A 21,698-nucleotide genomic window follows, 5' to 3' on the forward strand; every position below is an offset into this window, starting at 1 on the left:
TCCCCGTTTGCGGCAACCAGGATAAACGTGTCGAACGCGGCGGTGGAGCCGGACCGGCCCGCCCTTGCCCGCGGCGGCGCGTCGCGGAGGGCGGACACGCCGGGCGCGGCAGGACCTCAGCCCTCGAAACGGACACGGCCCGCGACACGGCGGCCCCGGACTCCCCCGGGCAGGTCGATGTGGGCCTGACCACGCCACTCGGTGACCAGCCGGTCCAGTTCGCGCACGTGCCGGGCGGTCAGCGCGCCGGCCGGACAGCCCGCGGCGAGCGCGGCGCGGCGCAGCACCCGGGTGCGCAGGGACTCGGGGGCCCGCTCCAGAGGTGCCACCGCCAGCACGGGCCCGACCGGGCCCGCGTCCCGCCCGCCCCCGTCGCCCGGGCCGGACGCCTCCTCGAAGAGGCCGTCGGAGAGCAGGTCCAGGGTGTCGGCGTCCGCGCGCAGCATGGCCGCGGTGCGGGCGAGCGCGGCGGCGATCCCCGGACCCAGCGCGCGCTCCAGGGCGGGCAGCGCCTCGTGGCGCACCCGCGACCGGGCGAAGCGGGGGTCGAGGTTGTGCGGGTCCTCCCACGCGTCCAGGCCCATCCGGGCGCAGGCCTCGCGCACGGTGGCCCGGTCCAGGCCCAGCAGGGGGCGCAGGTGGTGGCCGGCGCGCGGCGCCATGCCCGCCAGCGAGCGGGCCCCGGAGCCGCGGGCCAGGCCGAGCAGGACCGTCTCGGCCTGGTCGTCGAGGGTGTGGCCCAGCAGCACCACGGCGGGGGCGCGGTCGGCGACCGCCCCGTCCAGCGCCTCGTAGCGGGCGCGCCGGGCCGACGCCTCGGGCCCGCCCGGTCCGGACACCCGCACCGTCCGGACCAGGACGGGGTCGAGTCCGAGCCCGGCCAGGACCTTGGCCACGTCTTCGGCGCGCCGGGCCGAGCCCTCCTGGAGCCCGTGGTCGACGGTCACCGCCCCCGCGGCCCGGCCGACGCGGGGGGCCTCGAAGGCCACCGCGCCCGCCAGCGCCAGGGAGTCGGCGCCGCCGCTGCACGCCACCAGCGCCGTGGCGTCGGCGGGCAGGCCGCGCAGCACCCGCCGGACCGCCGAGCGCACGGCGGCGACGGCGGGGTGCGGACCGCTCACTCGTTGACGGCGGCCGGGCGCACGACCCGGTCGACCCAGGCGGTGGGGTTGCGGATCTCCGCCAGGGTGGGCAGGGTCTCGGGCGAGGTCCACACCCGGTTGAACTCGGTCATGCCGACCTCTCCCACCACGGCGCGGACGAAGGCGGCGCCCTCCTCGTACTGGCGCATCTTCATGTCCATGCCCAGCAGCTGGCGCATGATCCGGTCGATCGGGTTGGCGGACTCGCGGCGCTTCTGGAAGCGCGCGCGGATGGTGGCGACGCTGGGCACCACCTCGGGGCCGACGGCGTCCATGACGAAGTCGCCGTGCCCCTCGGCCAGACTCATGACCGCGGTGACCCGGTCCATGATCTCGCTCTGCTCGGGGCTCTGGATGGCGGTGATGAGGTTGCTCTCGCCCCCGCCCCGTACGGCGTCGGCGACGGCCTCGCCCGCGGCGCGCAGCCTGCCGATGAGGTCGCCCGCGTTCATCTCCGACGACAGGAGCAGCTCCTGCATGAGCTCCTGGACGTGGCCGCGCAGCCACGGCGTGGCCGTGAACTGCATGCGGTGGGTCTCCTCGTGCAGGCACACCCACAGGCGGAAGTCCCGGGGGTCGACGTCCATCTCGCGTTCGGCGTTGACGATGTTGGGCGCCACGAGCGTCAGACGGCCGGTCGGCAGGGTGCCGTCGGGGTCGGGCGGCAGGAAGAGCTCGTACTGGCCGAGGACCTTCCCCGCCAGGTAGGAGAGCACCGCTCCGAGCTGCACCCCGGTGATCCGGGAGCCGACCGCACTGGTCAGGTTCCCGGCCGGGCTGTTGTTGAGCCGGTCGGCACCCATCTGTTCGAGTACGGGTTCGATGACCACTCGGAACCCGTCGACGTTGGCTCGGATCCAGCCGGGGCGGTCCACGATGACCGCGGGGCCCGCTGGTTCGAGGGGGTTCATCCCGGTGAATTCGCGCACGTGTCCGGCCGCCACGGTGGAGAGCTCCCGCAACTGCGCGACGGCCTGCCGCGCGTCGGAAAGGTCCACCTGCGGGCCCGGGCGCACGAGGCGGACACCGGTGTTCACGGCTACGTCCCAGTCGATCACAGTCACACCGCCAGCCTACCCACGAGGCGCGGGACGGCACGGGGATCAGGGTGGGAATTCCGGGTACCGCCCGGGATGACCCTGAGAGCGGCCGATTTCCCCGGTTCCTCCGGTGTCACCAGGCGGTTCCGCGCCGCCGGGCCGCGCGTACGGGGGCGCGCCCGCGTGGTGGTCCGGTCAGGAGCAGCCGCACTGGCTGAGGGCCGCGGCCAGGGGGTCCAGCCGGGGGCCGACGGCGGCGGGGTGGTTGGCCATGAAGGCGAACAGGAACAGGTTGCCCTCCTGGTCGTGGATGGTCCCGGCCAGGGTGCTCACCCCGTTCAGGGTGCCGGTCTTGCCGCGCACCAGCCCCGCGCCCTCGTGCGCCGCCGAGTTGGGGGTGTAGCGGTTGTACCCGGCCAGTGTGCCCGTGGAGTTGGCCGTGGGCAGGCCGGTGATCGCGGCGTTGAGGTCGGGGCGGTCGCCGCTCGCGGCCAGCCGCAGCAGCTCCACCAGGGCCCGCGGTGTGATCCTGTTCTCGGTGCTCAGGCCGCTGTTGTCCGACAGTTGGACGCCCTCCACACCCAGGCTCTCCATCACCCGGTGGGTGGCCGCCGCGGCGCCGTCGAAGGAGGGCTCCCGGCTCAGGCCGATCGCGGTGATCCGCCCCAGCGCCTCGGCCATGTTGTTGTCGCTGGCCAGCATCATGTGCTCGACCAGGGCCGACATCGGAGGCGAGTCGACGCTGGCGACGGGCTCCCCGGAGGCCCGCTCCTCAGTGGGGGAGCCCTCGACCGCGATCCCCGCCTCCTCCAGCTGTTCGGCGAATGCCTCGGCCGCGAACAGGGGCGGGTCCGGCACGCGCGATCCGTAGCCGCTGGCCTCGGTGGAGAACCTCCCGGAGTCGATCATCAGCGCGTGCACCGTGGCGGTGCTGCCCTCGGTGACGTAGGTGGGCTTCCAGCCGGGGCCGGTGTCCGGGCCGGTGAACAGCGAGTCGTCGTAGCCGAGGGAGACCGTGTCGACGCCCTCGGCGCCCAGGGCCCGCGCCGTGCGCTCGGCCAGCTCCTCCAGGGTCGCTACCTGCGGGTAAGCTGCGGAGTCGGCGGTCGTGGTCAGGGTGACGTCGCCCTCTCCGCGCAGCACCACGCGGTCCTGTCCGGGGACCAGGTAGGCCTCGGTGCTCAGCACGTGGTCGGGTCCGACGGTGTCCAGGACGGCCACGGCCGTGGCGATCTTCGTGGTCGAGGCCGGGGTCACGGGGGCGTCCGGGTCCAGCTCGAAGAGCGTCTCACCGGTGGCGGCGTCCACGACGAAACCGGAGAGGCCCTCCTCGATCCCGGAATCCGACATGGGATCATCGAGGATGTCCGCGATCCGTTCCGGGTCCGCCGGAGTCGAGGCCGCGGGTTGCGCCGCCGCCACGCCCTCGGCGTCCGTGACCGGGTTGGGCGCCGCAGGAAGGGGACGCGCCCCGATCACGTCGAGGGCGACAAACCCGGCGATCAGCACGAATATGTTGAGCAGGGCCAGCGCGAGGAGCGCCTCGCCTCGTACCCGTCGCACTCGGGGGCACCTGCCCTTCCTTCGGTGTAGCGGCCTGACGTTGTAGTTATACGGCGACATTAGTCGCATTGGGAGCCGAGATCAGCATGGAATTCGACGTTACGATCGAGATCCCCAAGGGGGAGCGCAACAAGTACGAGGTGGACCACGAGACCGGTCGTATCCGTCTCGACCGCATGCTGTTCACCTCCACGACCTACCCCGCCGACTACGGGTTCGTCGAGGGGACCCTCGGCGAGGACGGCGACCCCCTGGACGCCCTCGTCCTGCTCAAGGCCCCGACGTTTCCGGGCTGCCTGATCCGGGCCCGCGCCATCGGCATGTTCCGCATGCGCGACGAGGCGGGGGGCGACGACAAGCTGCTCTGCGTCCCCGCGACGGACCCGCGCCAGGAGCACCTGCGTGACATTCACCACGTGAACGAGTTCGAGCGCCTGGAGATCGAGCACTTCTTCACGGTCTACAAGGACCTGGAGCCGGGCAAGTCCGTGGAGGGCGCCACCTGGGTCGGCCGCCACGAGGCCGAGCAGGAGATCGTGGCCTCGGTCAAGCGCGCCGAGGAGGCGGGCGTGCACGGCGACGCCTCGCACATCTCCGAGGTCAAGGAAAGCTAGTCCGTGCTCTTCGGGGCCTCCGCTTCGCGTCGGCCCGCCCGTCGCCCGACGGGGGCGCTTCGCGGCGCGGCGGGCTACCGCCCTCAACGGACGCGAAGCGCGGTTCTCCCCTTGTTCGGGCGCCCGGAGAACGGGAACCCGAGCACCCCCCCGGAGCCGAAGCCCCGTCCACAGCGGCAGGCCCAGCCGCTCGCGAGCACACGTGTCACGGCGTCGCCGCGACGGCCCGGCGGAGGACTCCCCGCCGGGCCGCGCCGTGTCCGGGCGGTGCCCTCAGCGCTGGCTGCGCGAGGCGACCGACCCGGGGCCCGGGAAGGGCTCGTGCGCGGAGTCCGTGGTGAGCACGTAGCCCGCCAGCACGATCAGCAGCAGGGCGCACAGCAGCGCCAGGGCCACGGGCAGCAGGGAGGCCAGGCCGCGGGTCAGCAGCGGATCGCCCGGCTGTTTGGGGAAGCCCTCGCGGTCGAAGCGGTCGGCGCGCACGGCCACGTGCGTGCGGTAGCCGTCGAGTTCGGGGCCGACCATGCCGTTGAGCACGCGCGTCGGGACCAGCGCGGTGTTCTCCGGCAGCCCCAGCTCGTCCGGGGCTCCGGCCCGCGGACCGTTGGCCCGGTGGCGGGCGCACTCCGCCTCGGCGAGCGCGTGCAGCCACTCCCCCAGCCGGTCGGCGTCGGCGAGGCGCCCGATGTGCGCGCGGGCGACGATCAGCGTGTCCCTGAGCACCACGTGCGCGGCGTCGCGGTCGCGCAGGACCAGGATGCAGCGCCGGTACAGCTCCGCTCCGTACGCGTCGAGAAGCCTGGCGTAGGCGTCCTCCGGCGGAGTACGGCCGGAGCGCAGGGCGTGGAGAAGATCCCGGTCCGTCATAGACCAAGAATCTACGCCGCGCGCGGCACGGTGCTCACCGCTTTGTCGAAAGAGCGTCCGGCGGCGTGGCGCCGGCGGGCCCCGGGGCCGCGCGGGCGGCTCAGCCCTCCTCCGGCGGTCGGCGCGGGTCGGGGCCCCGGGGCGCGGCCGGTCCTGCGGCGCGGGCTCGCAGCCACAGCAGCACGAAGGTGAGCGCGGTCAGGACGGCGACGAGCAGGGCCTCCCCCTGTCCGAGGAAGCCGAGCGCCATCACCCAGGCGGCCGCGACGACCAGCGCGCGCACCAGGACGCGCGCCCACAGTCCCGGCGCCTCGGTGCTCAACTGCGCCTTCCGGGGACGGATGCCATAACGGCCGCTCCTGTCACTACGGCTGGGGGATGGAGCCTTTTCCGGCGGTGGCCGCACACCGTACTCGGGTTCCACATGTCACCACCACGGAGCGCCGCCCGCAACACGCCCCGCGAACGCCGGGGTGAGGGGGACGACACGCGGGGCCACCGCACCGTCGCTTGACTCCTCCCGGCCTTTGCTGGTCTCCTTACACCCATGTATCCGCGCACGCGCACCGACGCCATGGCTCGTACGGCCCCCGGGGCCTCCTGCCACCTGGCCAGTGCGGCGTGTCCGTGTTGTCGTCGCTGAGTCGTCGCCGAGGCGTCCTCGTACGCCGCCGACCGACCGCGTGCCCCTCCGCGCACCCCAGTCCATCGTGGACGCCGGGTGCTGGGCACCTCCCAGCAGGGTGATCTCCGTCTCCGCGTGAACCCGCGGGGCCGTTCCCCCCGCCGCCCCGGCGCACCGGGGCTTCCAGACGACATCCGCGCGCCCCCGTTCCCGGGGCGCGCACACGTGAAGGATCCTCTCACGATGCCCCAGCGCACTCTCTCCGGCACTGCCGTACTCCCCGCTCCCCACAACGTCGCCGCACCGGCCGCCGCCGCACCGGCCCCGTCGTCCGCGCCCGCCCCCAGGAGTGCGCCCGTCTCCCTGGAGGGGATCGGCGACGTGGTGGACGCCGGGCGCCGCTCCGGCTACGCCCACCTGGCCGAGCGCCGCATGCCGACCCTCGGCCGCCTGGTGGCCGCCGCCCGGGGCGCCGCCGCCTCCCTGAGCGGGCCCGCGCTGCGGCCGTCCCGGCGGGGGCGCTGGCAACCCGCCCCCCGCGCGGTCCGGCGCCGGACGGGCGGCAGGCTCCGCGTGACCGCGGTGGCCCTCGAACCCGACGGCTTCGTGTCCGGACCCGCCCCGCACCCGTCCCGACGGCACGGCATGGAGGTGCTGTACCTGGTCAGCGGGCGCGCCCACCTGATCACCTCCGCCGCGGACGGGCAGATCCGCTCGGCGTCGGAGCTGTCCGCCCACCGGGCCCGGGTCGTGGGCTCGGCCGGGGGCGGCCACCACCTCGTGAACACCGGCGACGAGGTGGCCGTGGTGGTCCGGGTGACCGCCTGACCGGGCGCACGGGCACGCGACCTCACTCATCGCCGCCCCGCTCGGCCGCCGCCGCGCGCAGGGCGGCGTCGACCGCCTCGACCGACCTGAGGACGGCGGCCATGCGCTGTCCCTCCGCGAGGTAGGCGTTCATGACCTGGTCGAGGGCGTGCGGCGGCATGTGGTCGCGCAGGTCGACCCGGGCGGTCCGGTAGCCCTCCCGGGCGGCCTCCAGCGCCGAGGAGACGTACTGGTGGGCCAGCCGGGAAAGGGCGACCGGATGGCGCCGCAGGACACCGTGCAACCGGTAGTCGGCGGGCACGTGGTCGAACAGCCACACCAGGGCCGTCTGCTCGAAGGAGTCCGCCCCGGGCGGGTGGACGCTCGCGGGCCAGTCCGGCGTCAGCGACTGATCGGGCATGCCTCCGATCATACCCGTTGTTCGAAAACCTGTTCGATGCGACCAGGGGTCAGTCCACGGTCCCGGAGGATCCGGGCGCCCCGCCCTCGGCGGACTCGCGTCTCTCCATCTCCACGCGGATGGCCTGCTCCGCGGCGTCCACGGCGGCACGCGCGGTGATGGCGTTCGTGTGCGCCCGGTCCAGCTCCTCCAAGAGGATGCAGTCGAAGGAGACGCGGGCGTCGTGGATGGCTGCTTCGAGTTGACGTGATGCCTCTTCCAGACTCATGTCCCTCTTCCTTCCCCAGAAGTCGGCACTTGCACATCAAGGGCCCCAGGCGTCTCCAGCCGTAGTGCGCGCGGCACGCTCCCCGGGCGGACTGTCCCCGCGCCGTTCTACGATGTTCACGAATCGCCGCTGTTCACGGCGGTGTGGACCATCCGGCCGAGAGGATCCCATGCGCAACCGCTATCCCGGGACATGCACCGACTGCCAGTCCTCCGTCGGCGCCGGAGAGGGTGTCGTCGTCAAGGAGGGCGGCCGGTGGCGCACCTACTGCGCGGAGCACGAGCCGCGCCCCACCCCTCCCGTCCGGGGCGGCCACCCCGGCTGGCACACCACTCCCCTGCTGGGGTTCGACACCGAGACCTCCTCCCGCGACCCCGACACGGCCTTCCTCGTCTCGGCCGCGCTGGTGGACCGCGAGGGCAAGGCCCGCACCTGGCTGGTGGACCCGGGCCCCCGCGAGATCCCGGCGGACGCCGTAGCCATCCACGGCATCAGCACGGAGCGGGCCCGGGCCGAGGGCCGTCCCGCCGGGGAGTGCCTGGAGGAGATCGGCCAGGCGCTGGCCGACCAGCTCTCCTCCGGTCAGGGGCTGGTGGTCTTCAACGCCCCCTACGACCTGCGGGTGCTCTCCGGGGAGATGCGGCGGCACGGGCTGACGACCCTCGCCGAACGCCTGAGCGGCCCCCCGGCGCCCGTGGTGGACCCGCTGGTGATCGACCGGGGCGTGGAGCCCTACCGCAGGGGCAAGCGCAACCTGGGCGCCATGTGCGAGTACTACGGCGTGGAGCTCACCGACGCCCACACAGCGACCGCCGACGCCTCGGCGGCGCTGGCCCTGGCCGAGGAGATCGGCGCCAGGCACCCCGAACTCGCCGCCGTCGGCCTGGCCGAGCTGCACCAGCGCCAGGTCGACTGGTCCCTGGCCTTCGCCCGCAACCGCCAGGAGTGGCTGGACCGCAGCAAACCCGGCCACGGAACCGTGGTGGACGGCACCTGGCCCTGACGGGCCGGTCCGCGTGTGCGGTCGGGCGCGGAAGCGGGTAGGTCCCGAAGCGACGCGATCTTGGGGGACGACATGGTCTACTTCATCCTGGTGCTGCTGGCGATATGGCTCATCCTCGCCATCCTGGGCATGGTCATCAAGGGCCTGCTCTGGCTCGCCGTCATCGGCGCCGTCCTGTTCGTGGCCACCGCCGTGTGGGGCTGGTTCCAGAACAGGCAGCGCGTCTGAGGGCCGCGCGGGCCCGTGCCGGAGGACGGCGCGGCCCGCGGGAGGCCCCGGGCCCGTCCGGGCGATCGCGGAGGGGCCGACGCCATGGGCGGCCCGTTCGCTGAACAGGCCACTGGTCACCCGGTCGGCCGCCAACGCGAAACGCCACCCCGGTCCGGGGTGGCGTTTCGGCTGGAGCCGCCTGTCGGAATCGAACCGACGACCTATTCATTACGAGTGAATCGCTCTGCCGACTGAGCTAAGGCGGCGCGCCGCCGCGTGTCCCACGCGGCGATGCGGTCACCATTCTAGCCCCTCGGCGGAGTGCCGGGGACACGGCGGCCGACTCATCCGGCCGCCGGTCTCAGGCGCAGGCCATGCCGTCCTCGGGCACGGTGAGGTCGATCAGGTAGGCGTCCACGATCTCGTCGACGCACTGGTCGCCCATCCGGTAGCCGGTGTGTCCGTCGCCGTCGCGGGTCACCAGGAAGCCCGAGGCGAGCTGCTCGGCGAGCGCCTCGGACCACGCGTAGGGGGTGGCCGAGTCGCGGGTGGTGCCCAGCACCATGACGGGCGCGGCCCCGTCCCCGTCCAGCTCCACGGGCGGGTCGACCGCCTCCTCCGGCCAGTACGCGCAGGGCAGGGCGCCCCACGCCAGGCCGGGGCCGAAGATCGGCGACTCCTCACCGGCCCGGGCCGCGGCCTCGGCGTAGGCCTCCACGTCGCGCGGGCTGGGCGAGTCGGAGCAGTTCACCGCGATGAGCGCGGCGGTGGAGTTGACGTAGGCGTCCGTGTCACTGCGGCTGTAGAGGTCGTCGGCGAGCTGGAGCAGGAGGGTGCCGTCGCCCTCGGTGCCGGCGGTGAGGGCCTCGCGCACGCGCGGCCACCAGTCCTCCGTGTAGAGCGCGGCGAGCACGCCCAGTTCGGCGCGGGCGCGGTTGACCTCGCGGTCGTCCATGCTGTTGGACAGGGGGTTCTCGGCGGTGTCGGCCAGGAAGGCGGTCAGCGCCCCGATACCGTCGTCCACGCTGTCGCCGGGGCCGCCGAGCGGGCAGTCCGACCGGCTCAGGCAGTCCTCCACGAAGGCCCGCAGGGCGGTCTCGAACCCGGTCGCCTGCTGCACGCTGAGGTCGAGCTGACCCTGGCTGGGGTCCACGGCGCCGTCGAGCACCAGGGCGCGGACGCGGTCGGGGAACTGCTCGGCGTAGTGGGCGCCGATGCTGGTGCCGTAGGAGGCGCCCAGGTAGGTGAGCTTCTCGTCGCCGAGCAGGGCGCGCAGCAGGTCCATGTCGCGGGCGACGTCGGCGGTGCCCACGTGCCGCATCAGCTCGGGGTGGTTGGCCCGGCAGGCCTCGACGAAGCCGCGGCTGTCCTCCTCCAGCTCGGTCAGCTCGGCCGCGGAGACCTCGGACATGTCGCCGTCGCCCTCGACGCCGTCCACGCCGCCGAGGAACTCGTCGATGCCCTCGGCGTCCAGGCAGGTAAGAGGTGAGCTGCGGCCGACACCGCGCGGGTCGAACCCGACCACGTCGAACCTCTCGCGCACCGTGTCGCTGACCTTGTAGGGGGCGTGGTCCACGAAGTCGTACCCGGAGCCGCCGGGCCCGCCGGGGTTGACGAGCAGGGAGCCGAGGACGTCACCGCCCTCGGAGGCGAGGCGCTTGACCGCGATCTCGATGCGCTCGCCGTCCGGGTCCTCGTAGTCGAGGGGAACCTCGTAGGTGGCGCACTCGGTGCCGGGCACCCCGCTCTCGCACTCGCCCCAGGACAGCTCCTGGTCGGCGAAGGCCGCCAGCTCCCCGGAGGGCCCGGGCGCGGCGCTTCCCTCCCTCTGCTGGTCGCCCTGCGCCGTGCACGCCGTCGCCAGCAGCACGGACCCGGCGAGCACGGCCGCCCACGGTCCCCGAACCCTCGTCGCCAACGGTGCCCCGCCCTCTCGTCACGTCCGACCGCGACCGACGTGTCGTCGGCGCCGCCCCATTCTCCACGACCGGCGCGGCCCGCACCGGTCGGACTCGCGCTTCTCCCCCCGCAGGGGAGGTGCCCCGTCCCCGCCCGGACGCGGGGCCGCCGCCCGGACGCGGGGCCGCCGCCCGGACGCGGGGCCGCCGCCCGGACGCGGGGCCGCCGCCCGGACGCGGGGCCGCCGCACCGTCCCGTGACGGGTTCGCGCGGAGGGCCGCGACCGCGTCCCGCGACCGCGGGGCGGTCGCCTATCCGGCCAGGAGGGCGGAGGTCATGGCCTCCATGGCTATCTGGGGGTGCACGTTCGCGGCGATGCGCTCGCGGCACTCCATGATGGCGTCGATCCTGCGCAGCGTGGACTCCGGTGTGCTGGAGCGGGCGACCCGCTCCAGGTCGCCGGAGCGCTCGGCCGTGGACAGCTCCACCCTCGCGCCCAGTTGGAGGGTGAGCGCGTCCCGGTAGAACGCGACCAGGTCGAGCAGGGCGCGGTCGTAGGAGTCGCGCTTGATGCGGGTGGCGCGGCGCTTCTGCCGCTCCTCCAGGTCCTTCATCGCGCCCGCGGAGCCGCGCATCGCCTTGGCCACGCCCTTGCCCGTGGAGCCCTCGCCGAACGCGGCCCGCAGCTCCTCCCTCTCCTTATCGTCGAGCGCCGTGGTCAGGGCCTTGGACTCCTCCTCCGCGATCTCGTAGAGCCGGGCGGCGGAGGTGACGCACGCGCCGAGTCCGTCGAGCCGGGCGGGGATGGACAGCACCTCCTCCCGGCGTCTGCGCGCCTCCGGGTCGGTGGCCAGCTGCCGGGCCCGGTCGATCCGCCCGGAGGCGGCGACCGCCGCCGCGCGGGCGGTCTCGGCGTCGATCCCGTCGCGCTGGACGAGGGCGTCCACCAGCTCCGGGGTGCCGGGCGTGGCCAGGGTGACCATGCGGCAGCGCGAGCGGATGGTGACGAGCAGGTCGTCGGGGGTGGGGGTGCACAGCAGCCACACGGTGCGCGGCGAGGGCTCCTCCACCGCCTTGAGCAGGGCGTTGGAGGCGGCCTCGGTGGCGCGGTCGGCGTCCTCGAACAGTACGATCCGGAACCGCCCGCCGGAGGGCTTGGAGCCCGCGCGCAGCACGAGGTCGCGGGTGGCGGCCACGCCGAAGCTCAGCCCGCTGGGCCGCACGTACAGCACGTCGGGATGGGTCCCGGCGAGGGTCTGGTGGCAGGAGCCGCAGTGGCCGCAGCCGCCGTCCGGGCACTGGAGGGCGGCCGCGAAGGCACGGGCGGCCTCCGACCGGCCCGAACCGGGCGGCCCGGTGAACAGCCAGGCGTGGGTCATCCCCGTGCCCCGTCCGCCGCAGACGAGGTCGGCGGCCCCGGCGACGGCCCGCTGGAGCTGGCCCACCGTGGACCGCTGGCCGATGAGGTCGTCGAAGACCGTCATGCTTCCCTCCCACCGCTGGTGCTTCGGTCTTCAGGATAGGAGTCGGCGCCGACGTCCGGACCGTTGTCCACAGGCCGATCTCCCCGTCGGAGCGCCGGGAGCGCTCCGCCTCACCCGGGCGGGGTCCGCCCGGACACGGACGAGGGCCCCCTCCCCCGGGCGGGGGCAGGGAGCCCTCGGTGCGTCGGACGGCCCGGCCGCCTCGGCCTCAGCCCTGTCCGACCTCGTCGTTCCTGATCACCGGGATCATGCCGGTGACGGCCTCGGAGCCGCTCGGGACCGGGTCGGGCAGCAGGGAGCGCACCCGGCGCTGGATCTCGCGGGTGATCCTGTCCTGCGGCTCGCGGGCGTCGAGCACCAGGTAGCGCTCGGGCGCGGCCCGGGCCAGCTCCAGGAAGCCCCGGCGGACCCGGTCGTGGAACTCCGCCGGCTCGCCCTCGATGCGGTCGGCCGGGCCGCCCAGGCGGGACAGGCCGTCCTCGGGCCGCACGTCGAGCAGCACCGTCAGGTCCGGGACCAGGTCCTGCGTGGCCCAGTCGCTGATCCGGCGGATCTCGTCCGAGGACAGGTCGCGCCCCGAACCCTGGTAGGCCAGCAGGGAGTCCACGTAGCGGTCGCTGATGACGACCGCGCCGCGCCGCAGGGCGGGCAGGATCTCCTGCTGGACGTGATCGGCCTTGTCGGCCGCGTAGAGCAGCACCTCGGCGCGCGGGGTGATGTGCGAGTTCTCCCGGTCCAGGAGCAGACCGCGCAGGCGCATGCCGAGCTTGGTCGCACCCGGCTGGCGGGTGCCGACCACCTCGAAGCCCTGGTCGCGCAGCCACACCGTCAGCTCGCGCACCTGGGTGGACTTGCCCGCGCCCTCACCGCCCTCGACGACGATGAACGCGCCCGCGGGCTTGGACTCCTCGTCCTCCTCCGGCGCGAGCGCGACGCCGCGCAGCGCCGCGAACAGCTCCGGGAGCAGGCCGGGACCGGCCTCGGGGTCGTCCCGGCGGTTCATCCGCCGGTAGCAGACCAGCGCCACGACCAGGACGGCCAGGCCGGAGAGCATGAGGACGAGGCCGCCGCCGCGCAGGTCGTAGCTCAGCGGGCCGACCGGGATCCGGTAACTGCCGACGAGCCCGGCGACCAGCGGGGCGAGCACGGCGGCGCCGACCAGGGTGACGCGGGCGGCGCCGTGCAGGAAGGCGAAGGCGGAGCCCCGGTGCTCGTCCTCCACCTCGCGGTCGAACACCGCCAGGCCGATCACGCAGGCGATACCCGCGCCCACGCCGAGCAGCGCGGAGAGCACGGCGGTGAGCACCATGTCGGCGACGGCCCCGGCGAACAGCAGGGCCAGCCCGGCGAGGGCGATGCTCAGGCCGAACAGCCGACTGCGGCTGAACTGCTTGAGCACGCGCGGCCCGGCGACCATGCCCAGGGCCGTGCCCGCGAAGACCGCGGCGAAGACCACGCCGAAACCGGCGTTGCCCGCGCCCAGTCCCTCGACGTGCACGCGGCCGACACCGATGACCGCGCCCCCGGCGGCGAGGACGCAGAGCATGCCCGGAACCAGGCCGCGCACGCGGGGCGTGCCGCCCGCGTGGCGCCGACCGGTCCCCAGCGCGCGCAGGATGCCGCTGTCGCGGGTGTCGCTCTCCGCGTCCTTGGAGGGCTTGTGCTTGGGGATCGGCAGCCCGGCGACGACGACCGCCGCGACGACGAAGGTGAGGCCGTTGAGGTAGAGGGCGACGTCGGCCTCGGGGCTGGCCATGGAGGGCAGCAGCGCTCCGAGCACGTTGCTGACCGAGGCGAGCGCGGCGAACAGCAGCGCCGCGACGGGCGCGGTGCCGTAGGCGGTGAGCAGGCTCAGCCGGTTGGCCTGCCCCAGCAGCTTGCGGGGCACCAGGTTGGGGACCGTGGCGTCCTTGGCCGGGGTCCAGAACAGGGCGACGGCCTCGGCCAGGAGGGTGGCGATGAGCAGCCACTCCAGGGCGAAGCCCGGGAAGAGGAGGCCCACGACGGGGATGGAGACGTACAGCACGCCGCGCAGGACGTCGCCGACCACCATCGTCCACCTGCGGTCGAGGCGGTCGGCGACCGTCCCGACCAGGGGGCTGAACAGGATCGACGGGACGAGCTTGATCGCCACGACGCCGCTGACGGCCAGGTACTGGACGAGCTGGGATCCGCCGGCGGTGAAGACGGTCGCCAGGGACACCAGTGCCAGCAGGCTGAGCCAGTCGCCCAGGCTGGAGAGGGAGAGAGAGATCCACAGCCTTCGGAAGGGTGTGATCGCAAGAACGTTGCGCGCCTCGGCCGGCGCTCCCAGGGGTGCAGATCTGCTCATAGCGCTCAAGGTTATCGGTGAGGGGGAGAGGGAACGGCGGGTCACGGACCCGCCTCAGAAACGTTGGATAGCTCCGGGGACCGCGCACGTTTCCGCGCCCCCGTGAGTTCTGCCAAGCGTAGTACGGAAGACTGCTTCCGCACAGGGGTGAGGATACGCCCACCCCGGGTGAACACGCGGGAGGCCGCCCACCCGGCCACCCCCGTCGGGGGCGTCCGGGTGAGCCTACGCGCGCCGGGGCACGGGAGACGAATCCCGGCCGCTCCGCCACGCCCCGCGCCTCGTCGTCCTCCGCGCCTGTTCCCCGCGCCTATTCCTCTGGGGCGGCGGAGTCGGGGGAACCGGTCCCCCCGGCCGGGGACTTCCCGGCGGACGTCGTGGAGGTGGACGCCTTCTTCGCCGCCGTGCCCGTCTTCTTGGCCGTCGTGCCGGTCTTCTTGGCGGGGGCCTTCTTCGCGGCGGGCTTCTTGGCCGCGGGCTTCTTCTTGGCGGGCGCCTTGGCCCGGCGCTCGGCGAGCAGCTCGGCGGCCCGCTGGTCGGTGATCGACTCCACCTCGTCGCCCTTGCGCAGGGAGGCGTTGACCTCCCCGTCGGTGACGTAGGGGCCGAACCGGCCGTCCTTGATCACCATCTTGGCACCCGAGGCCGGGTCCTCCCCCAGCTCGCGCAGCGGCGGGGCCGCGGCGCGGCGGCCGCGCTGCTTGGGCTGGGCGAACAGCGCCGCGGCCTGCTCCAGGGTGATCGTGAACATCTGCTCCTCGGTCTCCAGGGAGCGGCTGTCGGTGCCCTTCTTGATGTAGGGGCCGAAGCGGCCGTTCTGCGCGGTGACGTCCTCGCCGTCGATCTGACCGACCACGCGCGGCAGCGACAGCAGGCGCAGCGCGTCCTCCAGGGTGACGGTGTCCAGGCTCATCGACTTGAGCAGCGAGCTGGTGCGCGGCTTGACCTTGGCCTTGGCCCTGGTCTTCTTGCCCTCCCCGGCCTCCTGCGGCTCTTCGACCACCTCGGTGACGTAGGGGCCGAACCGCCCGGTCTTGGCCACGACGACGCGGCCGGTCTCGGGGTCGGTGCCCAGCTCGCGGTCGCCGCTGGGCTGGGCGAACAGCTCCTCGGCCTTGTCGACGGTCAGCTCGTCCGGCGCCAGGTCCTCGGGCACGTTCACCCGCACGCCGTCCCGGTCCAGGTAGGGGCCGTAGCGCCCCACCCTCAGCACGATGTCGGTGCCGGGCAGCGGCAGGGAGCTGATCTCCTTGGGGTCGATGTCGGAGAGGTTGTCGTTGACCAGCTCCTTGAGCCCGGTCTCCCGCTGGCCCTCGGTGTCCTCGCCGCCGAAGTAGAAGCGGCGCAGCCACGGCAGGCTCTCGGCCTCGCCCCGGGCGATGTCGTCGAGCACGTCCTCCATGTGCGCGGTGAACTCGTAGTCCACCAGGTTGCCGAAGTGCCGCTCCAGCAGCTGCACCACGGCGAAGGCCAGGAAGGACGGCACCAGCGCCGTGCCCTTCTTGAACACGTAGCCGCGGTCCTGGATGGTGCCGAGGATCGAGGCGTAGGTGGAGGGGCGGCCGATCTCGCGCTCCTCCAGCTCCTTGACCAGGCTGGCCTCGGTGTAGCGCGCGGGCGGCCGGGTGCTGTGTCCCTCGGCCTCCAGGTTCTGGGCCTTGAGCGGGTCGCCCTCCGACATCGCGGGCAGGCGGCGCTCGCGGTCGTCCAGGTCGGCGGCCGGGTCGTCGGAGCCCTCCACGTAGGCCTTGAGGAACCCGTGGAAGGTGATGACCTTGCCGGTCGCGCTGAACTCGGCGACCTCGCCGTCGGAGGAGGTGCCCTCGATGCGCACGGTGACGGACTCGCCGACCGCGTCCTTCATCTGGGAGGCGACGGTGCGCTTCCAGACCAGCTCGTAGAGCCGGAACTCGGGGCCGGACAGGCCGGTCTGGGCGGGCGTGCGGAAGGTGTCACCGGTCGGGCGGATCGCCTCGTGCGCCTCCTGGGCGTTCTTGACCTTCTTGGCGTACACCCGCGGCTTGTCGGGCAGGTAGTCGCCGCCGTAGAGGCTGCGCACCTGGGAGCGGGCGGCCTTGACCGCGCTGTCCGACAGCGTGGTGCTGTCGGTACGCATGTAGGTGATGTAGCCGTTCTCGTACAGCCGCTGGGCGACCTGCATGGTCTGCTTGGCCGACAGGCCGAGCTTGCGGGAGGCCTCCTGCTGGAGGGTGGTGGTGCGGAACGGCGCGTAGGGCGAGCGGCGGTAGGGCTTGCGCTCCACCGAGGAGACCGAGAACCCGGCGCCGCTCAGCCGCTCGGCGAGGCCGCGCGCAGCCGCCTCGTCCAGCTGGCGGACGGGGCGGTCCGAGCGCAGCGCGCCCTGCGGGGTGAAGTCGCGGCCCGCGGCGACGCGGGTGCCGTCCACGGAGACGAGGGCGGCGGGGAAGGTGGCGGGGCTTTCGGCGACACCGGCCTCGGTGGCGTCGAAGAGGGCCTTGAGGTCCCAGTACTCGGCGGAGGTGAACGCCATGCGCTCGCGCTCGCGCTCGACCACCAGGCGCGTGGCCACGGACTGCACGCGGCCCGCCGAGAGCTTGGGCATGACCTTCTTCCACAGCACGGGGGAGACCTCGTAGCCGTAGAGGCGGTCCAGGATGCGCCGGGTCTCCTGTGCGTTGACCAGGCGGGTGTTCAGGTCGCGGGTGTTGAGGGCCGCGCGCTGGATGGCGTCCTTGGTGATCTCGTTGAACACCATGCGGCGGACGGGGATGCGGGGCTTGAGCTCCTCCAGCAGGTGCCAGGCGATCGCCTCGCCCTCGCGGTCCTCATCAGTGGCGAGGAGGAGTTCGTCGGCGTCGGCCATGAGCTCCTTGAGCTTCTTGACGTGCGCCTTCTTGTCGGTGTTGACCACGTAGAGCGGCTCGAAGTCGCCGTCGACGTCCACCCCGAGCCGGGCCCACGCCTGCCCCTTGTACTTGGCGGGGATCTCGGCGGCCTTGTTGGGCATGTCGCGGATGTGGCCGATGCTGGACTCCACGACGTAGCCGCGCCCCAGATAACCGGCGATGGTCTTCGCCTTGGCCGGTGACTCGACGATGACGAGGGCGGTGCCCGCCCCCTGTCGTCCGCTGTCCTTCGAGCCGTTCTTGCCGGCGCTGCCCTTCGTGGGTGGCACGCTCTTCCCCTACGTCTAGCCCTACGTGATCTTTCCGGCCGCGGTCTGTCGGAAGCCCCTGGGAACCGACAGTAACCGAAACTCCAGGCGCTCCCCCCGTCGGTGGGCGGAAGGGACTGCGCCCTCCGCGGGTGAGGGCCCCGTCGCTCTGGGTGGACATCCGGTCCACGCCCACCGGCACCCGCAGAATAAGCGCTTCCCGAACCGGTACCGGTCCGTAGCGTACGTGAGCCGCCCCGGCAACGTGGGCCGGTTGGCCAGCACCGCCTCTGACGAGCACCCATAACGGCCCCTGCGAGTGACTTCGGTCACACTTGGTGGCGGCCGAGAGCCTGCTTTCCCCAGAATGCGGCGAGTCCTCCCGGATATTCCCGGGAGGACTCGGCTCGCGTCACGGGCTGACGGCCAGCTCCTCCGCGCTCCCGCAGTCCACCGCGTTCCTCACGGAACGGGAGTGCGGAGGCGGGTCGTCGTGGCCCGTCGACGCGTACGGCACGCGCTGTGCCGGTCCGGGATCGCGCTCCGTGTCCGACGCCGCCCTGTGGGATACGGCACCCCGCAGTCCACCGCGTTCCTCACGGAACGGGACGCCGTGCTCCCTCCGGGCCCGCGCGGTCGCGGGCGCGATCCCCTGTTCTGTCGTTACAGGCCCACGCCCGCGGCGCCGAGCAGCTCGTTGACCGGGTCGGCCACACCCACGGGGGCGGACTCGGGCAGCTGGTCGGCGTGCTCGGGAGCGTGCTGCTCCACGGCCTGACGGGTGGTCTCGCTCACCTCGTACTCGACGGGCAGCATGTCGGAGACCGGGACCTCGGGCAGCTCCTCCACCAGGGGCAGGGAGCCCAGGGCGCTGGAGTGGGCCTCGGGAGCGCTCTGGTGCACGACCGCGGCCCCGTCGTCGGTGCTGCTGGCGCCGGCCAGGCTCGCGACCGCCGCGACGGCGTTGCCGGAGACGTTGACCGGGACCTCGCCGTCCGCGACCAGCTGGTTGCCGCCGACCGCGGAGCCGTTGCCCGAGGTCACGACCTCCTCTTCCTCCTCCAGCACCAGGGCTCCGGTGTCGGTGGAGGCCGCGCCCGCCACGCCGCCGACCGCGCCGATGGCGTTGCCCGCGACGTTGACCGGCACGTCCAGGTCGACCACGGCCTGGTTGCCGCCCACCAGCGAGCCGTTGCCGGAGGTCGCGATGGACTGGTGCTCGCGCGGGGCCGACTGGTGCTCACGGGGCGCCGACTGGCGCAGCACGCCCGCGTCCACGCCGGAGGTGTCCGGCAGCGGCAGGATGGTGGCGTTCCTCGCGGCCTCGTCCACCAGGTCCATGGCGGTGTACTCGGCGGGCGCGGAGTGGTGCTCGCGGTGCCCGTGGCCGTGCCCGTCGTGCACCAGGGCGCCGGTGTCGGTGGCCGCGGCGCCGGCCACGCCGCCGACCGCGCTGATGGCGTTGCCCGCGACGTTGACCGGCACGTCCAGGTCGACCACGGCCTGGTTGCCGCCCAGCAGGGAGCCGTTGCCGGAGGTGGCCGCGTCGGGGCCGTGGTGGTGACGGTGGCCGTGCTGGTGCTCGACCACCGCGGCGCCCGTGTCGGTCGTGCTGGCGCCAGCGATCCCGGCCACGGCGGCGATGGCGTTGCCCGAGACGTTCACGGGGATCTCGCCGTCCACGACCAGCTGGTTGCCGCCGACCGCGGAGCCGTTGCCGGAGGTGGCCGCGTCGGGGCCGTGCTGGTGGTCGACCACGGCCGCGCCGGTGTCGGTGCTGCTGGCGCCGGCCGTGCCCAGGACGGCGCTGATCGCGTTGCCGGAGACGTTCACGGGGACGTCCCCGTTCACGACCGCCTGGTTGCCGCCCAGCAGGGAGCCGTTGCCGCTCGTGACGGCCTGGCTGTCCGCGAAGGCAACTCCGCTGCCCAGCGCGACGAAGCCAGCTGTCAGGAGCACCGACTTCGCGGATGTGCTGACCCACTTACGCATGTGGGAGGTCCTTTCAAGCATGTCGATGAGTCGATGAGAAGGTGTGTGCTCGGGCCACAGGCCGTTCCACGCCCCTGGGTGGGGTGCGGGCCTTCGGCCAAGGCCGGGGTTTCCTTCCGGTCCGCCTCGCACCTGGGAGGTGCGTGCTACCGGTGCTGGGAGAGTGCGCCGCGGTCCCGCTCCGCTGGTTGCGGCGGAACGCGCGCACCCCGTCCATCAGCCCCGCCCCTGAGGGCGGCGGCTGACGTGAACCCCGCGCACATGGCCTTGGCCGGTGCTACGGGACTCGCGTCAGCCCCCGGGCCGCGGACGGCCCGGGAGGCCGGGGTCAGGCGCGGGCGCGGCGCCTGCCGAACAGGAGCAGTCCGGCGCCCGCGGCGATCGCGGCGGCGGCGCTCGCGAGCAGACCGCTCAGGGCGCTGCCGTCGGTGCCGGTCTTGGCGAGCTCAGGGGCCGGGGGCTCCTGGTCCACTGCGGGCGGGGAGACGGGCTCCTCGGGCGTGCCGCCGCCACCGCCGTTGTCACCGCCGCCGTGGTCGCCGCCACCGCCGCCACCGCCGTGGTCGCCGCCGCCGTAGCCGTCGTCGTGACCGCCGTCGTGGCCACCACCGTCGTGCCCGCCGTCACCGGGCTCCTCCCCGTAACCGGGCTTCTCCGGCTTCTCGGGGGTCTCCGGCTTCTCGGGGTTCTCGGGCTCCTCCGGGGTCTCCGGCTTCTCGGACTCCTCGGGGGTCTCCGGCTTCTCGGGCTTCTCGGGCGTCCAGGTGGAGCTGTCGTCCTGGACCGCGGCCCCGCTGCCGGTGCACTGGGCGCCCGCGACGCCGAGGACGGCGATCGCGTTACCGCAGGCGTTGACGGGGACGTCCAGGTCGGCCACGATCTGGTTGCCGCCGAGGATGGAGCCGTTTCCGCTGGTGGTGGTGTCGGCGTAGGCCACTCCGGCACCGGCGGCGGTGAAGAATCCCGCGGCCACCAGTGCGGCGATACGGGCGTGCGTGTCGTAGGTCATCGCGTGTCCTTTGGTCAACGAGAAAGATCGGCCAGCTGCTCGTGGACCGCGGACGGAGAGCTTCGTGCTCCGGGGAAGCCGGGGAGAAGGCACGCCCGCCGGATTCGGCGAGGCGGCTGCGCGCAGAGGAGCGCACGGACCGGCCGCGGTCGTGGAAGACGCGGCTAGTCGGGAGCGAAGGAGGGGTCGTCCGCGGCGTCGCGGACAACCAGGGTGGGGTCACCGGGAAGGGCGACCCGCTGGGCCCGGGGAGCCAGGTGGTCGGCCCGGGCCGTCAGGAACCCGGCGGCACCGGGCGCGGGGAAGGACGGAGACGCGGCGCCGGTGGCGTCCGCTCCGGCCTGGTGGTACCCGCCGCCCGCGATGAGGCGGATGCGCTCACCGGGGTCGTCGTCGCCCGGCGACGGAGCGGCGCCCTCGTCGGCGACCCGGTGCCAGACGGACGGGTCCACGGGAGCGTGGACGGCCGTCACCCCGCCGGCGCGGTCCCCGTCGCGTTCCGCGCCGGAGTCCTCGTCCTCGTCGGACGCGGAGCGCTTGGGCGCGGGAGCGGTCGGGGAGAGTTCGTCGGCACCGCCGAGGACGGGCAGGCCGAGCGGCGTCGCGGTGCCCGCGGAGCCGCCGATCCGGTCCTGCACGGCCCGGGTGGACTCGGACAGGCCCTCGGAGACCGTGCCCACCAGGCTGCTGTCGCGCAGCGAGCGGTCGGTCGACTCCACCACGTCGTGGCCCCTGCGGGCGATGCCCCCGACGAGGTCGCCCGCGCCGCGCGCGGTCTCGTCGACGGCCCAGGTGGTGTCCTCGACCGCCCTGTTGGCGGCGGATCCGGTCCTGGTCCGCTCCAGGGCCGCGGTCACGCCGGCCCCGTGCAGGGTCTCGGCGGGAAGAGCGGCCGTCTGGGGCACCACGGTGTCGGTGAGCGACTCCGTGGCCGACGCGGTGCGGGCCGTGGCGTCGGATAGGCGGGCGCCGCGGATCTCCTCGGCGGCGGCCTGTCCGGCGCGCTCGGTCCCGTCGCCGACCTCCAGCACGCGGTCGACCAGGCCACCGGACTCGGGGGCGGTCTCGCCGTGGGCGACACCGATCCCCCCGGCCAGCCATGCGACGGCGACGATGCCGGACAGGAGCAGCAGCCGGGCGGGGCTCAGGGCCATGCGGGCAGCGCGACTGGAGACCAGCCACTCCTTGCCCGCGAGCACCATGGATGCCCCCCGTTTCGCTGCCACTGGACGGTCCCGTGCGGTGGTCCCGCCACGGTCACACGCCGGTGCCGTTCCGCGCCCGCG

Annotated in this window: 18 protein-coding genes and 1 tRNA gene; 4 read left to right on the plus strand and 15 right to left on the minus strand. The window is 73.7% G+C overall.

The window, feature by feature from the left end:
• Window positions 1-116 precede the first annotated feature (116 nt).
• The 3 genes from tilS to dacB all read right to left on the minus strand — a co-directional run bounded on the left by tilS (window position 117) and on the right by dacB (window position 3,745).
• Window positions 117-1,121, minus strand: a complete 1,005-nt coding sequence (tilS, locus tag KGD83_RS26955) for a tRNA lysidine(34) synthetase TilS (RefSeq protein WP_212641718.1) — start codon at window positions 1,119-1,121, stop codon at window positions 117-119.
• A complete protein-coding gene (locus KGD83_RS26960) occupies window positions 1,118-2,200 on the minus strand; it encodes a zinc-dependent metalloprotease (protein ID WP_212644627.1) in 1,083 nt (360 codons plus the stop codon). Before KGD83_RS26960 ends, tilS begins: the two co-directional genes overlap by 4 nt.
• Window positions 2,201-2,377: 177 nt before the next feature.
• Window positions 2,378-3,745, minus strand: a complete 1,368-nt coding sequence (gene dacB, locus KGD83_RS26965) for a D-alanyl-D-alanine carboxypeptidase/D-alanyl-D-alanine endopeptidase (protein WP_212641719.1) — start codon at window positions 3,743-3,745, stop codon at window positions 2,378-2,380.
• An 86-nt stretch (window positions 3,746-3,831) separates the two neighbouring features.
• Between dacB and KGD83_RS26970 the strand changes: the two genes are divergently transcribed.
• On the plus strand, window positions 3,832-4,359 hold the full coding sequence (locus tag KGD83_RS26970) for an inorganic diphosphatase (protein WP_013155954.1): 528 nt from the start codon (window positions 3,832-3,834) through the stop codon (window positions 4,357-4,359).
• Between the two features lie 273 nt (window positions 4,360-4,632).
• Here KGD83_RS26970 and KGD83_RS26975 read toward each other — a convergent pair whose 3' ends face one another.
• Entirely contained in the window at window positions 4,633-5,226 is a 594-nt protein-coding gene (locus KGD83_RS26975; protein ID WP_212641720.1) for an RNA polymerase sigma factor, read from the minus strand.
• A 100-nt stretch (window positions 5,227-5,326) separates the two neighbouring features.
• Window positions 5,327-5,548, minus strand: a complete 222-nt coding sequence (locus KGD83_RS26980) for a hypothetical protein (protein WP_212641721.1) — start codon at window positions 5,546-5,548, stop codon at window positions 5,327-5,329.
• A 546-nt stretch (window positions 5,549-6,094) separates the two neighbouring features.
• Between KGD83_RS26980 and KGD83_RS26985 the strand changes: the two genes are divergently transcribed.
• Window positions 6,095-6,679, plus strand: coding sequence for a hypothetical protein (locus KGD83_RS26985; RefSeq protein ID WP_212641722.1), 585 nt, complete (start codon window positions 6,095-6,097; stop codon window positions 6,677-6,679).
• A 22-nt stretch (window positions 6,680-6,701) separates the two neighbouring features.
• Here KGD83_RS26985 and KGD83_RS26990 read toward each other — a convergent pair whose 3' ends face one another.
• Both KGD83_RS26990 and KGD83_RS26995 read right to left on the minus strand, forming a co-directional pair.
• Window positions 6,702-7,091, minus strand: coding sequence for a hypothetical protein (locus KGD83_RS26990; RefSeq protein WP_212641723.1), 390 nt, complete (start codon window positions 7,089-7,091; stop codon window positions 6,702-6,704).
• Window positions 7,092-7,128: 37 nt separating this feature from the next.
• The gene (locus tag KGD83_RS26995; RefSeq protein WP_019610471.1) at window positions 7,129-7,347 is read right to left on the minus strand and encodes a hypothetical protein; all 219 of its coding nucleotides are present in this window, start codon (window positions 7,345-7,347) and stop codon (window positions 7,129-7,131) included.
• Between the two features lie 169 nt (window positions 7,348-7,516).
• Here KGD83_RS26995 and KGD83_RS27000 point away from each other — a divergent pair, with 169 nt between their 5' ends.
• The gene (locus KGD83_RS27000) at window positions 7,517-8,350 is read left to right on the plus strand and encodes an exonuclease domain-containing protein (RefSeq protein ID WP_212641724.1); all 834 of its coding nucleotides are present in this window, start codon (window positions 7,517-7,519) and stop codon (window positions 8,348-8,350) included.
• A 72-nt stretch (window positions 8,351-8,422) separates the two neighbouring features.
• Window positions 8,423-8,578: a hypothetical protein gene (locus KGD83_RS27005; RefSeq protein ID WP_212641725.1), complete on the plus strand. Its 156-nt coding sequence runs from the start codon at window positions 8,423-8,425 to the stop codon at window positions 8,576-8,578.
• Window positions 8,579-8,750: 172 nt separating this feature from the next.
• On the opposite strand, the gene KGD83_RS27010 is transcribed toward KGD83_RS27005, so the two are convergent.
• The 8 genes from KGD83_RS27010 to KGD83_RS27045 form a co-directional block, all read right to left on the minus strand.
• Window positions 8,751-8,826: transfer RNA gene (locus KGD83_RS27010), tRNA-Thr, on the minus strand.
• Window positions 8,827-8,921: 95 nt separating this feature from the next.
• Window positions 8,922-10,445, minus strand: a complete 1,524-nt coding sequence (locus KGD83_RS27015) for an alpha/beta hydrolase (RefSeq protein WP_212641726.1) — start codon at window positions 10,443-10,445, stop codon at window positions 8,922-8,924.
• A 325-nt stretch (window positions 10,446-10,770) separates the two neighbouring features.
• Entirely contained in the window at window positions 10,771-11,943 is a 1,173-nt protein-coding gene (locus tag KGD83_RS27020; protein ID WP_212641727.1) for a DNA polymerase III subunit delta', read from the minus strand.
• Between the two features lie 208 nt (window positions 11,944-12,151).
• The gene (gene tmk, locus KGD83_RS27025) at window positions 12,152-14,275 is read right to left on the minus strand and encodes a dTMP kinase (RefSeq protein ID WP_212641728.1); all 2,124 of its coding nucleotides are present in this window, start codon (window positions 14,273-14,275) and stop codon (window positions 12,152-12,154) included.
• Between the two features lie 310 nt (window positions 14,276-14,585).
• Window positions 14,586-17,432, minus strand: a complete 2,847-nt coding sequence (gene topA / locus KGD83_RS27030) for a type I DNA topoisomerase (protein ID WP_212641729.1) — start codon at window positions 17,430-17,432, stop codon at window positions 14,586-14,588.
• Between the two features lie 642 nt (window positions 17,433-18,074).
• The gene (locus KGD83_RS27035) at window positions 18,075-19,403 is read right to left on the minus strand and encodes a hypothetical protein (RefSeq protein WP_212641730.1); all 1,329 of its coding nucleotides are present in this window, start codon (window positions 19,401-19,403) and stop codon (window positions 18,075-18,077) included.
• A 328-nt stretch (window positions 19,404-19,731) separates the two neighbouring features.
• Window positions 19,732-20,412 carry a chaplin gene (locus KGD83_RS27040; RefSeq protein WP_212641731.1) on the minus strand — a complete coding sequence of 227 codons (681 nt, stop codon included), beginning with the start codon at window positions 20,410-20,412 and terminating at the stop codon, window positions 19,732-19,734.
• A gap of 164 nt (window positions 20,413-20,576) precedes the next feature.
• Entirely contained in the window at window positions 20,577-21,614 is a 1,038-nt protein-coding gene (locus KGD83_RS27045; protein WP_212644628.1) for a hypothetical protein, read from the minus strand.
• Window positions 21,615-21,698: the final 84 nt, after the last annotated feature.

It is taken from the genome of Nocardiopsis akebiae (assembly GCF_018316795.1).
GTDB lineage: Bacteria > Actinomycetota > Actinomycetes > Streptosporangiales > Streptosporangiaceae > Nocardiopsis > Nocardiopsis dassonvillei.

Coding starts and splice junctions, on each gene's coding strand:
- KGD83_RS26970 (WP_013155954.1), top strand. CDS start 3,832: ATGGAATTCGACGTTACGATCGAGATCCCCAAGGGGGAGCGCAACAAG.
- KGD83_RS26975 (WP_212641720.1), bottom strand. CDS start 5,226: ATGACGGACCGGGATCTTCTCCACGCCCTGCGCTCCGGCCGTACTCCG.
- KGD83_RS26985 (WP_212641722.1), top strand. CDS start 6,095: ATGCCCCAGCGCACTCTCTCCGGCACTGCCGTACTCCCCGCTCCCCAC.
- KGD83_RS26990 (WP_212641723.1), bottom strand. CDS start 7,091: ATGATCGGAGGCATGCCCGATCAGTCGCTGACGCCGGACTGGCCCGCG.
- KGD83_RS26995 (WP_019610471.1), bottom strand. CDS start 7,347: ATGAGTCTGGAAGAGGCATCACGTCAACTCGAAGCAGCCATCCACGAC.
- KGD83_RS27000 (WP_212641724.1), top strand. CDS start 7,517: ATGCGCAACCGCTATCCCGGGACATGCACCGACTGCCAGTCCTCCGTC.
- KGD83_RS27005 (WP_212641725.1), top strand. CDS start 8,423: ATGGTCTACTTCATCCTGGTGCTGCTGGCGATATGGCTCATCCTCGCC.
- KGD83_RS27020 (WP_212641727.1), bottom strand. CDS start 11,943: ATGACGGTCTTCGACGACCTCATCGGCCAGCGGTCCACGGTGGGCCAG.
- tmk (WP_212641728.1), bottom strand. CDS start 14,275: ATGAGCAGATCTGCACCCCTGGGAGCGCCGGCCGAGGCGCGCAACGTT.
- KGD83_RS27035 (WP_212641730.1), bottom strand. CDS start 19,403: ATGCGTAAGTGGGTCAGCACATCCGCGAAGTCGGTGCTCCTGACAGCT.
- KGD83_RS27040 (WP_212641731.1), bottom strand. CDS start 20,412: ATGACCTACGACACGCACGCCCGTATCGCCGCACTGGTGGCCGCGGGA.
- KGD83_RS27045 (WP_212644628.1), bottom strand. CDS start 21,614: ATGGTGCTCGCGGGCAAGGAGTGGCTGGTCTCCAGTCGCGCTGCCCGC.